The organism is Rhodococcus globerulus NBRC 14531 (assembly GCF_001894805.1).
GTDB lineage: Bacteria > Actinomycetota > Actinomycetes > Mycobacteriales > Mycobacteriaceae > Rhodococcus_F > Rhodococcus_F globerula.
In genome coordinates, this window is sequence record NZ_BCWX01000003.1 from 72,516 (window position 1) to 86,193 (window position 13,678).

At 61.3% G+C, this 13,678-nt stretch carries 13 protein-coding genes; 8 read left to right on the forward strand and 5 right to left on the reverse strand.

Annotation, left to right across the window (positions count from 1 at the left end; translation table 11 throughout):
• Positions 1–156: 156 nt before the first annotated feature.
• On the forward strand, positions 157–1,647 hold the full coding sequence (locus tag RG2_RS15550; protein WP_033232468.1) for an aldehyde dehydrogenase family protein: 1,491 nt from the start codon (positions 157–159) through the stop codon (positions 1,645–1,647).
• Positions 1,644–2,849: a CaiB/BaiF CoA transferase family protein gene (locus tag RG2_RS15555; protein ID WP_033232467.1), complete on the forward strand. Its 1,206-nt coding sequence runs from the start codon at positions 1,644–1,646 to the stop codon at positions 2,847–2,849. The genes RG2_RS15550 and RG2_RS15555 overlap by 4 nt, the downstream gene beginning before the upstream one ends.
• 83 nt (positions 2,850–2,932) lie before the next feature.
• Here RG2_RS15555 and RG2_RS15560 read toward each other — a convergent pair whose 3' ends face one another.
• Positions 2,933–3,292, reverse strand: a complete 360-nt coding sequence (locus RG2_RS15560) for a hypothetical protein (protein WP_033232465.1) — start codon at positions 3,290–3,292, stop codon at positions 2,933–2,935.
• Between the two features lie 2 nt (positions 3,293–3,294).
• Positions 3,295–4,446: a 3-ketosteroid-9-alpha-monooxygenase, oxygenase component gene (locus RG2_RS15565; protein ID WP_033232463.1), complete on the reverse strand. Its 1,152-nt coding sequence runs from the start codon at positions 4,444–4,446 to the stop codon at positions 3,295–3,297.
• A 195-nt stretch (positions 4,447–4,641) separates the two neighbouring features.
• On the opposite strand from RG2_RS15565, the gene hsaA reads away from it, so the two are divergent.
• The 4 genes from hsaA to hsaB are packed head-to-tail and all read left to right on the forward strand — an operon-like array spanning position 4,642 to position 8,166.
• The gene (hsaA, locus tag RG2_RS15570) at positions 4,642–5,817 is read left to right on the forward strand and encodes a 3-hydroxy-9,10-secoandrosta-1,3,5(10)-triene-9,17-dione monooxygenase oxygenase subunit (protein ID WP_033232672.1); all 1,176 of its coding nucleotides are present in this window, start codon (positions 4,642–4,644) and stop codon (positions 5,815–5,817) included.
• Positions 5,818–5,828: 11 nt separating this feature from the next.
• Positions 5,829–6,707, forward strand: coding sequence for a 4,5:9,10-diseco-3-hydroxy-5,9,17-trioxoandrosta-1(10),2-diene-4-oate hydrolase (gene hsaD, locus RG2_RS15575; RefSeq protein ID WP_033232461.1), 879 nt, complete (start codon positions 5,829–5,831; stop codon positions 6,705–6,707).
• Positions 6,707–7,609, forward strand: a complete 903-nt coding sequence (hsaC, locus tag RG2_RS15580; protein ID WP_033232459.1) for an iron-dependent extradiol dioxygenase HsaC — start codon at positions 6,707–6,709, stop codon at positions 7,607–7,609. Before hsaD ends, hsaC begins: the two co-directional genes overlap by 1 nt.
• On the forward strand, positions 7,606–8,166 hold the full coding sequence (gene hsaB / locus RG2_RS15585; protein ID WP_033232457.1) for a 3-hydroxy-9,10-secoandrosta-1,3,5(10)-triene-9,17-dione monooxygenase reductase subunit: 561 nt from the start codon (positions 7,606–7,608) through the stop codon (positions 8,164–8,166). The genes hsaC and hsaB overlap by 4 nt, the downstream gene beginning before the upstream one ends.
• A gap of 69 nt (positions 8,167–8,235) precedes the next feature.
• Here hsaB and RG2_RS32310 read toward each other — a convergent pair whose 3' ends face one another.
• Together RG2_RS32310 and RG2_RS15595 are read right to left on the reverse strand one after the other, a co-directional pair.
• Complete coding sequence (locus RG2_RS32310; protein WP_033232455.1) at positions 8,236–9,042, reverse strand: Abi-alpha family protein; 807 nt, start codon at positions 9,040–9,042, stop codon at positions 8,236–8,238.
• Positions 9,043–9,044: 2 nt separating this feature from the next.
• Entirely contained in the window at positions 9,045–10,319 is a 1,275-nt protein-coding gene (locus RG2_RS15595; RefSeq protein WP_033232453.1) for a hypothetical protein, read from the reverse strand.
• Between the two features lie 331 nt (positions 10,320–10,650).
• Here RG2_RS15595 and thrS point away from each other — a divergent pair, with 331 nt between their 5' ends.
• Entirely contained in the window at positions 10,651–11,886 is a 1,236-nt protein-coding gene (gene thrS / locus RG2_RS15600) for a threonine--tRNA ligase (RefSeq protein WP_033232451.1), read from the forward strand.
• Here the strand turns inward: thrS and RG2_RS15605 are convergent.
• Entirely contained in the window at positions 11,883–12,329 is a 447-nt protein-coding gene (locus RG2_RS15605; protein ID WP_003945852.1) for a MarR family winged helix-turn-helix transcriptional regulator, read from the reverse strand. The genes thrS and RG2_RS15605 overlap by 4 nt on opposite strands.
• 143 nt (positions 12,330–12,472) lie before the next feature.
• Here RG2_RS15605 and RG2_RS15610 point away from each other — a divergent pair, with 143 nt between their 5' ends.
• The gene (locus RG2_RS15610; RefSeq protein WP_033232449.1) at positions 12,473–13,654 is read left to right on the forward strand and encodes an MFS transporter; all 1,182 of its coding nucleotides are present in this window, start codon (positions 12,473–12,475) and stop codon (positions 13,652–13,654) included.
• The last annotated feature ends 24 nt before the right edge of the window (positions 13,655–13,678 follow it).

Genomic DNA, 13,678 nt, shown 5'->3' on the forward strand with positions numbered 1-13,678 from the left:
CGTGGCCGCAAGATCCCGAGTAGAGACTGCTCAGGTGCAATGCAACCTTTCGGTGGGGGGTATGCGTACGACTTCACAGTTGCTACATTCACACCACCAGGATGCAATATTCTCGAATATGAGAACTCTATTTTCATACTTTAGTGAGGAGAACGGATGTCATCTCAGGAAACGGTGTCGGGCAACGAGGGCACCGCCGTGCTGGATGTCGATCGGCGCTTGCTCATCGACGGAAAGCTCGTGACAACAGAGCAGACGTTTGCGTCGATCAACCCCGCTACCGGTGAGATCCTCGGTTACGCACCGAATGCGGGTGTCGCGGAGGCAGAAGCCGCTATCGCAGCTGCGCGCAAGGCCTTCGACACCACCAGCTGGGCAACCGATGTGGAATTCCGCATCAAGTGCCTCGACCAGCTGCATCAGGCAATGCTCGACAACCTCGAAGAGTTTCGTGCGCTGACGATCGCCGAGGTCGGAGCTACCTACCTCAATACGCAAGGCAACCAGCTCGAGGCGCCCATCGGCATCATTCGCTACTACGCTGATCTCCTGCGCACCTACCCGCTGACCGAGCAGCTCGGCGAGGTAGACATCAAGGGGCAGAAGCACAATCGCTGGATCGAGAAGGAAGCCGCCGGAGTTGTCTCCGCGATCATTGCGTACAACTACCCGAATCAGCTGGCGTTTGCCAAGCTGATTCCGTCGCTCGCCGCCGGTTGCACGATCGTCCTCAAGGGCGCTCCGGACACACCGCTCATCACGTTGGCGCTGGGTGAACTGATCGCCAATCACACCGATATTCCGGCCGGCGTGGTCAACGTACTGTCCTCGTCCGACGTGGAGACCGGCAAGATCATGACCACCCACCCCGACGTGGACGTGGTCACCTTTACCGGATCCACACCCGTCGGCGCGTCGATCATGGCTGCGGCAAGCGCGAGCCTGAAGAAGGTCTTCCTCGAGCTCGGCGGGAAGTCGGCATTGATTGTGCTCGAGGACGCGGACTTCGGCACGGTTGCACAGTTCGCGGCATTCTCCATCTGCTCCAACACAGGTCAGGGTTGTGCGCTCACCACCCGGTTGCTCGTGCCACGGGCACATCACGACGAGATCGTCGCGAAGGTGGCCGGAATGATGGCGCACGTGCCGGTCGGAGACCCGACCAACCCGAAGATCTACATGGGCCCGCTCATCAGCGAGAAGCAGCGAGACAAGGTCGACGGTTTGGTTCAGCGGGCCGTCGAGGCGGGCGCGACGCTCGTGACCGGTGGCACGCGGATCGATCCCGGCTACTTCTACACGCCGACCCTGCTGGCAAATGTCCACCCGGACAGCGAAATTGCGCAGGAAGAGGTCTTCGGACCCGTGCTCGCAGTCATCCCGTTCGATGACGACGATCATGCCGTGGAGATCGCCAACAACTCGAAGTACGGACTCTCCGGTGGCGTGCTTGGTGCCGACGACGATCGCGCGATCGCCATCGGCCGCCGTATCCGCACCGGAACCTTCAGCGTCAACGGTGGCAACTACTTCACCCCCGATGTTCCGTTCGGTGGCTACAAGCAGTCGGGCATCGGCCGTGAGATGGGTACTGCCGGACTGGAGGAGTTCCTGCAGACCAAGGCTTTTGCGACGGTGGTCAAGTGAAGCCACTCGAGGGGATCCGCGTTCTCGAGGTCGCGATGTACGGCTTCGTTCCGTCGGCGGGCGCAGTGCTCGCCGACTGGGGCGCCGAGGTCGTCAAGGTGGAACACGCCGTCACCGGTGACCCACAGCGCGGCCTTCGTCAGGTCGGTGCGTTGAAGGTCGAGGGGGATCCCAACCCCAACGTCGAGCACGCCAACCGAGGCAAGCGCAGTATCGGCCTCGACATGGGAACCGCCGAGGGTAAAGAGGTGTTGGATGCACTGATCCGCACAGCGGACGTGTTCCTCACAAGCTTCCTGCCCCAGGCTCGGACCAAGTTCGGGATCGACGTGGACGACGTCCGCGCCGTGAACCCGAAGATCGTCTACGCCCGCGGCAGTGCACTCGGGCCGCGCGGTGTCGAGTCCGACAAGGGTGGGTACGACATGACGGCCTTCTGGGCCAGGGCCGGAATCGCCGCTACCCTCACTCCTCCCGGGGTCGACGGAATGATCACCCCGCCGGGGCCGGCGTTCGGTGACACTATCTCCGGCACGAACCTTGCCGGCGGTGTTGCGGCAGCGCTGCTCAAGAGAGAACGTACGGGCGAGACCTCGGTAGTCGACGTCTCCCTCCTGGGCAGCGGCGTGTGGGCCATGGGACACGGGATTGCGTTGTCGGCGCATCTCGACCAGGCCATGGTGGCGCCGGTGCCGGGTGGTCATGGTGCACTGACCAATCCGTTGTCCGGGTTGTACCGCACATCGGACGGGCGCTTCCTTTCGTTCGTGATGCTCCAGGCCGGCAAGTACTGGGCCGATGTGTGTCGCCACATCGATCGCCTCGACCTCATCGACGACCCTCGTTTTGCCGATTCCAAGCAGATTGCCGCCAATACCGAAGCCGCAGTGGCTATTCTGCGTGAGGTACTGGGCAGCCGCACACTCGCGGAATGGTCGGAGAAGTTTGCCACTCTTGCCGGTCCGTGGGCACCTGTGCAGGATTCGTTGCAAGTGTCGAGCGACGCGCAGGTTCTGGCCAACGAATATCTGCTCAAGGCAGGGGAACTCGAACTGGCCGCAAACCCGGTGCAGTTCGACGTCACTGCACCCGAGCTGCGTGCAGGACCGGAATTCGCCGCTCACACAGACGAAATTCTGACAGAGTTGGGATTCGACTGGGAACGTGTCATCGCTTTCAAGATCGCGGGAGCAGTTACCTAGGAACTGTGACCACACCTGACAAATGAGGGCCGACCCGTTGGGGTCGGCCCTCATTTCAGTTCTCGTGCAACTGTTCGCGGTGCTCAGCTGTTTTCGGCGTCGCGAACCGTAATTGTGCCGTCCCTGACGGCGTCGGCGATGCTCTCATGGAGCATCGGGCAGCCGTCCTTGAGTGCAGATTTCTGCCCCGACGCGATGGCGTCCTTGAACGTGTGACACCGACGTGCCGGGTCGGAGGTCCACTGAATGCTGGTGTGCTTGTACGTGTTCTTGCGAACCAGTACGCACGCGCCACATGTCTTGCAATCGACTTCCTGCATCCCCGAGTCGAGGTATTCCTGCTTGTCCTCGACGGTCTGGGCTTCGATTGCGCCCCGCCGTTCCGGTTGCCCGGCAAAGTCCGGAGCCTTGGCCCAACGGAGGTCACGGATCGAGGCGCTCACGATTAAACCTCTGCTTCCTTCTTTGCAGCGGCTTCCTTCTCGGCCTTCTGACGGGCGAGGTTTTCCTCGACCTCAGCGTGCCAGGCTTCGTTGGCCTTGGTGGTGTCCACTTCGAACTCGAAGCGCTGCGTCATCTTCTCGGTGACGTCGGCCTTGTCGACGTAGAACTGCTCGTACCAGCGTCGTAGCTGGTAGACGGGGCCGTCCTCCTCGCAGAGGAGTGGATTTTCGATCTTGGTCTTGTTCTTCCAGATCGCGACGTCCTGAAGGAATCCTTCGCTGATGCCCTCGGTGAACTTGCCGGCCAACTTGTCGGCCATTTCGTCGGAGACGCCCGTCGGCTTCTTGACCGTCACGCCCCACTGCAGCACGAATGAATCCGGGCTGATCGGGTAGTGGCAGTTGATCAGGACGCTTTCGACCTCGTATCCGCTGTAGCTGTTCCACAGAGGATTGACCATGTACGACGGTCCGTAATACGCAGCCTCTGAGCGAAGTAGCGTATCGCCGCCGTACTGGGACGCCATTCCGATGTCGGGACGGCCCGTGGTGTTGAGGTACTGAGTGGCGATCTCACCTTCGAAGACGTTCTTGAAGTACGTCGGGAAGGCGTAGTGGATGTAGTAGAAGTGCGCCATGTCCACGACGTTGTCGATTATCTCGCGGCAGTTGGAACCCTCGATGACCATGGAGTTCCAGGTCCAGTCTGTCCACTCGTCGCTGTACGCGCCCTCGATGCGAGGGATCACGATTTCCTCGGGCGGAGGATTGCCCTCTGGGTCGTTCCAGACGAAGAGCTGAGCGTTCTGTTCGAGTGTGTGCCACGCCCGGGTGCGGGCGAGCGGGGGCACGCGGCGGGCGTAGGGAATGCCGGTGCACTTTCCGTTTCCACCCCAGCGCCAGTCATGGAACGGGCACGCGATGGAATCGCCTTTGACCTCGCCTTGGGTGAGGTCACCGCCCATATGTCGGCAGTACCCGTCGAGGACTTTGATATCGCCCTTGCTGTCGGCGAACACCACGAGCTTGGTACCGAAAGCCTCGATCGCGTGCGGTTTGCCGTCCTTGAAGGTCTTCAGAAGACCCAGGCAATGCCATCCACGCGCGAACCGCGTCTGCACCGTTCCCACGTCGATCTCGCGAATCTGCGCCATAGTGACCTCACATCCCTTCTAGCTGTTAATAGAACACGTTATAGAATGAACTCTGATTTCGCTAGATTTCGGAAGCACTTGTTACAGCATTGCGGCCCTCAATGACGCGATTTGCGACATCTCGACAGAAAAGAGAACGTGTTCTAGTCTCAAAGGTAAGTGAACTATCCGAGCGAGACAGACGGGAGCGTCGAAGTGGGTAACCATGACAGCCACGAGGTGATGCAGAAGCTCGACGCATTGTTGCCGGCACTACGTGAGCGGGCGCAGGAGACCGAGGATCTTCGTCGTATCCCTGACGAGTCCGTCAAGGCATTGCAGGAGACCGGTTTCTTCCGTCTACTGCAGCCGAAGCAGTGGGGCGGATACGAAGCCGATCCGGTCCTGTTCTACTCGGCGGTCAAAAAGATCGCGAGCGCCTGCGGATCGACGGGGTGGGTCTCCTCGATCATCGGCGTTCACAACTGGCACCTGGCTCTGTTCTCGCAGCAGGCCCAGGAAGACGTGTGGGGCAAGGACTCTGACGTTCGTATCTCGTCCTCTTACGCGCCCATGGGTATGGGTGAGGTAGTCGAGGGCGGATACAAGGTCAACGGCGCGTGGGCGTGGTCATCGGGTTGCGACCATGCAACGTGGGCAGTTCTGGGCGGGCCGGTCTTCAAGGACGGTCGCGCCGTCGATTTTGTCAGCTACCTGATTCCCCGCGAGGACTACCAGATCGACGACGTCTGGAATGTGGTCGGACTGCGCGGAACCGGCTCCAATACCGTTGTGGTCAAGGATGTATTTGTTCCGTCGCACCGCGTGCTGAGCTTCCGGGCGATGAGCGAACTGACTGCGCCCGGACTCGAGAACAACACCGCTCCCGTCTACCGGATGCCGTGGGGCACCATTCATCCCACCACGATCTCCGCACCGATCGTCGGAATGGCTTACGGCGCTTACGAAGCGCACGTCGAGCATCAGGGCAAGCGTGTTCGCGCAGCCTTTGCCGGCGAGAAGTCCAAGGACGATCCGTTTGCGAAGGTACGTATCGCCGAGGCATCCAGCGACATCGATGCAGCCTGGCGTCAACTGTCCGGCAATGTCGCCGACGAGTACGCGTTGATCCTTGCGGGCGAAGAGGTTCCGATGGAACTGCGTCTGCGAGCGCGACGCGATCAGGTCCGGGCCACCGGTCGCGCGATCGCGTCCATCGACAAGCTCTTCGAGAACTCCGGAGCAACAGCACTGCAGAACGGCACGCCGATTCAGCGATTCTGGCGCGACGCTCACGCCGGACGCGTCCACGCGGCCAACGATCCAGAACGCGCATACGTCATGTTCGGAACAGGCGAGTTCGGTCTGCCGATCACCGACACGATGGTCTAGGGGAGACGTCCGTGACAACCACCGAAGAAGTGTTCACCTACGAATCCACGTCGCGTTTTGCGCAGGTGCGCCCCGACCTGAAACTGCATTTCCACGAAGCCGGGGTAGGGAACGATCGCACCATCGTGCTGCTGCACGGAGGCGGTCCGGGAGCGTCGTCGTGGTCGAACTTTGCCCGCAACATTCCGGTGTTGGCGAAGAACTTTCACGTCATCGCGGTCGATCAGCCCGGCTACGGACAGTCGGACAAGCCGACCGAGCATCCGCAGTACTTCGTGCACAGTGCGTCGGCGCTCAACGACCTCCTGGACACGCTCGAGATCACCGGTCGCGTTGATCTTCTGGGCAATTCGCTCGGTGGTGGCGCTGCTGTTCGCTTTGCGCTCGACTACCCGGACCGTGCCGGCCGGCTGGTCCTCATGGGGCCAGGCGGTCTGAGTGTCAATCTCTTTGCACCCGACCCCACCGAAGGCGTCAAGAACCTCGGGAAGTTCAGCTACCAGCCCACACGTGAGAACCTCGAAGCATTCCTGCGGATCATGGTCTTCGATCAGAAGCTGATCACGCCGGAACTCGTCGACGAACGTTTTGCCGCAGCCAGTACTCCCGAGTCCCTGGCTGCGGCCAAGGCGATGGGTAAGTCCTTCTCCAGCGGTGACTTCGAGCTCGGCATGCTCTGGCGCGAGGCGTACAAACTGCGCCAACGGGTGCTGTTGATCTGGGGCCGTGAAGACCGCGTCAACCCGCTCGACGGCGCACTGGTGGCGCTCAAGATGATTCCGCGCGCGCAACTGCATGTCTTCGGTGGTTGTGGGCACTGGGCGCAACTCGAGAAGTTCGACGAATTCAACCGGCTCGCAACCGACTTCTTGCTCGACGGAGGTAAGTGATGGGTATTCGATCTCTGGCATACATGCGTATCGGGGCCACCGATATGGGCGCGTGGCGCGAGTACGGGCTCAAGGTTCTCGGCATGAGCGAGGGCAAGGGCGTCGACCCCGATTCGCTGTACCTTCGCATGGACGATTTCCCGGCACGTCTGGTCATCGTTCCGAACGAGACGGACCGTCTGCTCGTCTCCGGGTGGGAGACAGCGAATGCGGCTGAGCTGCAGGATATCCGTGACAGGTTGTCGGCAGCCGGAGTTCCCTTCAAGGAGGGCACGTCGGAGCAGTTGAAGGACCGTCGCGTGGTCGAGCTGATTGCGTTCGAGGACACCTCGGGGAACTTGCTCGAGGTGTTTCACGGTGTAGCGCTCGAACATCGACGCGTCGTGAGCCCGTATGGACACAAGTTCGTCACGGGGGAGCAGGGGCTCGGACACGTCGTGCTCACCACCGATGACGACGACGCGTCGTTGCGCTTCTACCGCGACGTCCTCGGATTCAAACTGCGGGACTCGATGCGTCTGCCACCGCAAATGGTCGGCCGACCCGCTGACGGCGATCCGGCGTGGCTGAGGTTCCTCGGCTGCAACCCACGTCACCACAGCCTGGCGTTCCTGCCGTTCCCCAATCCGACGGGCATCGTGCACCTGATGCTCGAGGTGGAGAACTCAGACGACGTCGGACTGTGCCTTGACCGTGCGCTGCGCAAGAAGGTCAAGATGTCGGCGACCCTCGGGCGCCACGTCAACGACGAAATGCTCTCGTTCTACATGAAGACTCCCGGCGGCTTCGACATCGAATTCGGTTGTGAGGGACGCGAGGTCGAAGACGAGAGTTGGATCGCGCGGGAAAGTACGGCAGTGAGTCTGTGGGGTCACGACTTCACGGTCGGACTGAAGCCGTGAGTGCCCCTGCACTCGACCCGCGGCAGTTCCGTACCGTCCTGGGCCAGTTCTGTACCGGTGTCACCATCATCACGACCGTCGACGACGGCGTGCCGGTGGGTTTTGCGTGTCAGTCGTTTGCCGCGCTCTCCCTCGACCCGCCCCTGGTGTTGTTCTGCCCCACCAAGGGTTCTCGGTCGTGGGCGGCAATCGAGAAGACCGGAAAGTTTGCCGTCAACGTGTTGGCGGAGGAACAACAGTCGGTATGCGCGCGCTTCGGTTCGCGTGAGCCGGACAAGTTCGCCGGTATCGACTGGACACCGTCGCCGTTGGGTTCACCGATCATCGACAAATCGCTCGCGCACATCGACTGCACCGTCGAAACCGTCCATGACGGCGGCGATCACTTCGTGGTCTTCGGTCGGGTCTCGTCGATGAGTGAGGTCAAGACCGAGCGTCCACTGCTGTTCTATCGCGGGCAGTACACCGGGATCGAACCGGACAAGACCGTCCCCGCGCATTGGCGGGACGATCTCGAGGCGTTCCTGACAACAACGACGGAAGATACCTGGCTGTAGGGGCCTGCGGCCCCTGTGCGCCTTTTCGGTAGTGGGGACTGCCGGAAAGGCGCACAGGGGGCGGAGCCCCTACAAGGAAAAACACGTCTGGCAGAAGTCCTCACCGAACGGCGTGAGCAGGATGCTACGACGCACTATCTTGTTGGACCGGCCCGCGCGGCGCACGGCGTCGATCACCGCGGGCTGGACTTCGACGACCTGATATCGATCCGCTTCGACAGGTTCTCGAGAGAATGACACCAGCCCGAGTCGGTGCAGGTTGTTGAGGTAGGCATTCGTGCGATCCAGGTGCCGGCACCCGGCGAGATCGCCGATCATCGACAGGCCTTCGTCGATCATTTCCGACCCGACGCCGAAGGGCCGGGCTGTTCGGACGTCGACGCTCGGTTGTGCGCCCGACAATGCGAGCAGGCGCAGGATGCGTGCTTCGTCCGGTGCAATCTCGTCGAGGATTCGGTCGTAGGCGGGGTGAAGATCGTCGCGGTCGGTGACGTCGGCGGAACGGTCGAGCAGGTTGTCGCCGCGCTGGCGAAGGGCCGCGAGCATGGCCTCGGTGCTCTGTTTACCGGTGGGGCGAGCGCGCATGGCCGATCGCAGGTTCTCGGATCGGGAGGGCCCGGCACTTGCCGGTCGCTTTGTCGAAGGTTGAACGTTGGCGGCTTCGGCGGCCTCTGCTGCCGCGTCGGCGGCGGCTGCAACGATCTGCCGCGTCGCCTCGCGCGCTGTGCCCAACGCCCACCCCGTTATTTTCAGGGAGGTGAGTGTGGTGGTGGCGGTCAAGCCGACCAGGCTACGGATCAACCGCTTTTCGACGGATTCTTCGGTGCCCGTGTCGATATCCCAGTCATACGTGGGTTCTTCGCGCTGCTCACTCATTCTCATACTCCGAATATCGCGAGGTGCAGGAAACCGGCCAACGAGCCGAGTACCGCTCCGTGGACGAACAACAACCATTCATCTTGTTTGACGGCAGATCTCAGCAGTTCGCTGAAGTCTTCCGGTGACAGTTTGTTCATTTGCGCCGTGACGAATATCCGGATTTTCTCGGACTGACTTTCGGCAAAAGCCGCGTCCTCGAATACTCGTGGAACGAGGTCGAGCACTTCGGTTGTCGCGAGGCTCGGCAGACGCTTGTAGCTTTGCGAGCCGACCGTCATTTTCACGACGGATCGTGCCCATCCGACGGCGTCGTCGACGGATTCACGAAGTACCTGATCGAGCATTCGGCGGGTTCGGTCCGAGCGTGGTCCTTCGAGAAGTTCTGTGCCGATGTTCTCGAGTGTGATGACGTGATCGGCGAGCGTTTTTGCGTACCCCTCGATGATCTCGGTGCGTCGTTTGAGGAAAAGACCTTGCCGCCACGGCACCCATCGGCTGGGCGCGATGGGCTCGAAGATCATTGTGATTCCGAGGTAGTTGACGATGTAGCCGATGATGACGCCGCCGATGGGCAGGATCCACCAGTACGGCAGGAAGTGCAGTACGGCCACCAGGACAAACCCCATCGGAAACCCGAAGTAGAAACCGAAGTTCTGCATGAATCGCAGTTCTTTGTTTCCCATGGTCCGGAAAATGTCGTTGAGTAGTTTCGGGTGCGACGACAGGTACCGGATCACCATGAGTTTGGCGTCGATGAATTCGTCGATGTTCTCTTCGATGCGGTCCGTGATGGTGCGGACGCTGGCCGGCAGATCTTCCTCGACCTTCCGGAAAACAGCTTCTTTCACCGGGTTCGGAAGGTTGTGCCAGAGCTGAGGATTCTCGGCGGTCATGATTCTGGTGACCACACCGCGGACTTCGCTTCGCGAGATGGTGACCAGATGTTCGGCGATGCTGTCCGGATCGAGTTCACGGTAGAAGTCGGCGATGCTGCCCACTTTTGCCAACGATTTGTCCACTGCGATCGACGCCATTTTCTCGGCCCGGGAGGGCACAATTCCTTGCCAACCGAAGCGGCCGTCGCTGGTGATCGCCGGGATTACCTGGACCCGGCGCGGGAGCAGTGGGAACAGGATCTTGAGGCCCGGAATTCTGACTCCGTGGAATTCGAGTGGGGCGAAGAGCATCAGAACGCCGGACCAATTGGTGATGTACCCGATGATTCCTGTGAACAAAGGAATGGTGATCAACTGTTCGAGCAAGTGGTCCGGCACCGTCGCCCATCCTCCTCATATCCGAGAACCTCACGTTCGGACATGATTGCCGAAACTTCGCTCTTCGTGGGTGTTTCCTTCGCTACTACTGCGCCTTCCCAGTTGCGTCAGCATAGATCCCCGGTAATCCGGGCCGTCGATGGGTCGGAAGTTAATGTAACCTGACGTACATGGTCAGCTTTGCGCACAACACGACGACGCCGGTTTCCTTCCGGCGCATCGTTTAGCACCTGCTGACCGAACCCTTTCCGCCCCGGGAGTTATCGCCCCGGGGTTGTTCTGTTTCTTCGCTCCGATGCGCGACTCCCCTTGAACGATTTGGAGAGCTCTCATGAGCGTTGACCACCGCGAACTCGGACGCGAGCTGGAACTTTTCACCACCACCCCCATCGTCGGAGCGGGCCTTCCGCTCTGGTTGCCGGACGGCGCGATCATCAGGAGCGAACTCGAGAAGTTCGCGGCCGAGCAAGCTGCTCGGTCCGGATGCCGCGGTGTCTACACCCCGGTGATGGCGAAGAAGGAGTTGTACGAGAGATCTGGGCATTGGTCCAAGTTCTCGGAAGACATGTTCCCCGAAATGCAGATAGGTGGGGAATCATTTCTTCTTCGTCCTGCTAACTGTCCTCATCACGCACAGGTATTCGCCGCGCGCGGCCGTAGTTATCGCGAACTCCCTTTCCGCCTTCGCGAACTCGGCTCGATGTTCCGTAGCGAACTCTCCGGTGTTCTCAGCGGACTGAGCCGCGTCAGGCAGATCAATCTCGACGACGCACACGTCTTCTGCACTCGTGACCAAGTTCGAGCCGAAGTGATCGTTGCGATCGACGCGATCGAGCACTGCTACTCGACTCTCGGGATTGCCGAACGGGAATATCGGCTTTCGATCAGAGGGGCAGTGAGCGGAGGGGCAGCGGGGCAGTACCTCGGCACCGACGAACAGTGGGCCACCGCCGAGGATCAACTTCGCAGCGCACTGAATGCGCGCTCGATCGACTACGTGGAAGCCAAGGGAGAGGCTGCGTTCTACGGGCCCAAGATCGACGTCCAAGTGCGAGATGCGAACGGCCGCGAAGAAACACTCTCGACCGTCCAACTCGACTTCAACCAACCGGAGCGGTTCGGGCTCGAGTACACAGCGGAGGACGGAACCAAGGATCGTCCGGTGATGATCCATCGAGGCTTGCTGGGTTCGATGGAACGTATGACCGCGCTCTTGATCGAAAGGTTCGAAGGTCGGATGCCGCCGTGGCTGGCGCCCAACCAGGTCTCGATCCTGCCCGTCGGCGACCGGCATCAGGATGCGGCCGAGCGTCTACGGGCAGATCTCGAGGCTCGCGATGTCCGCGTGGCCGTTGCGTCCGAAGGGTCGTTGGGACGCCGCATCCGCGAGGCTCGTAACCACCGGGATTCGTACGTCGCCGTGATCGGGGACAACGAAGTGCGGGGCGGCACCGTCGACATTCTGATCCCGGCGCGGGATGAGCGGGCCGTCGTCGACGCGGGAGTGTTTGTCGATCAGGTGGTCGCGGACATCAACGAGCGTGCCCTGCTTCCGGCAGGGTTCTAGCCGACGGGGAGTTCGTGGAGCGCCCGCACCAACGGCGCGAGTTCGGGTGTCTTGCATGCCTCGTCGAGTGCGGCTTCGAGGGTGGCGTCGTGCGTCGGCCGTGCGCTTTCGAGAAGCTCGCGGCCGGCCGGCGTCAACTCGGTGTAGATGCCTCGACGGTCGTCGGCGCACAGGATTCGGGTCAGTAGTCCACGATCTTCGAGACGGTTGACCAATCGCGTCGTGGCACTGCTGCTCAGCGCGGCAGCGCGAGCCAGCTGGGCCATGCGCATGTGCCAGCCGTCTTGGCGGCTCAACGCGTCGAGGACTGTGTATTCGACGACGGACAGTTTGTGCTCACGCTGGAGAGCGCGTTCCAATTCGGTGTCGAGGGCGCCGTGCAGCGCTGCGAGCGTGCGCCACCCTTGCGAACGGATTTCGACGGCGTCGTCGGCGATCCCCATGTGATTCTCCTTGTCCGATTCCTGCCGCTCCAGGTTACCAGCTTGCGCATGTAGCGCGCGCATGCAACTATTTATAGCGCGCGTGCAACTACTGCACACGCCCGCTAACGGCTTACGCGTAAATCTGTGAAAGGAACATCGAGATGCCATTGGGTCTCATTGCCCTCGCTATGGGCGGGTTCGGGATCGGCCTCACCGAATTTGTCATCATGGGCCTGCTGCCCGAGGTCTCCGCCGATTTCGAGGTCACCGAAGCCGTAGCGGGCTACCTGATCTCCGGCTACGCACTGTCCGTCGCGATCGGTGCAATTCTGGTGACCGCGGCCGTCATCCGGTTCGAGCGCAAGAAGGTCCTACTCTCGCTGATGGTGCTGTTCATCATCGGCAACCTGATGTCTGCGCTGGCCCCCTCGTACGAGGTGATGATGGGTGGGCGCATCGTTGCGGCCCTGTGCCACGGCGCGTTCTTCGGCATCGGATCGGTGGTCGCCGCCGGAATGGTCGCACCGGACAAGCGTGCAGGTGCCATCGCAATGATGTTCTCCGGGTTGACCATTGCCAATGTTCTCGGCGTTCCGTTCGGCACGATGCTCGGCCAACAGTTCGGATGGCGCTCGACCTTCTGGGCGATCACCGTCATCGGCATTGTCGCGCTGATCGGGATCGCGGCTCTGGTGCCTACGACGCCGGCACCAACGGCGGGCGGCGGCCTGCGCGGCGAACTCGGAGCCTTCCGCAACAAACAGGTGTGGCTCTCGATCGCGATCACGATTCTCGGCTACGGCGGAATGTTCGGCGCGTTCACGTACATCGCGTTCACTCTCACCGAGGTGAGTGGCTTTGCAGCGTCCAGTGTTCCGTGGTTGCTGATCCTTTTCGGTTCCGGTCTGTTTGTCGGCAACGTCCTCGGTGGGAAGGCTGCCGACCGTTCGCTGACGAAGGCGCTGGTCTGGATTCTCGCGATCTTGACCGTCGTTCTGATCGTGTTCGCGGCGACTGCAGAGAGCAAGGTCATGACCGTGATCTCACTGTTCTTCATGGGCGCCTTCGGTTTTGCGACGGTACCAGGGTTGCAGATGCGGATCATGAATTACGCGTCGGAGGCGCCGACTATGGCATCGGGCGCCAATATCGCCGCTTTCAATGTCGGAAATGCATTGGGCGCGTGGCTCGGTGGTCTCACCATTGCCGCCGGGCTCGGCTTCAACTCCCCGATCTGGATGGGAGCCGCCGTCACCGTAGTCGGTTTGATGGTGCTGCTCCTCGCGTCGTCGATGGACAGGTCGGAGAAGGCTCCCGAGCGGGACGGCGTACTGGTCGGGTAGTGCCGGGTTGTCCAGGTCCGTACC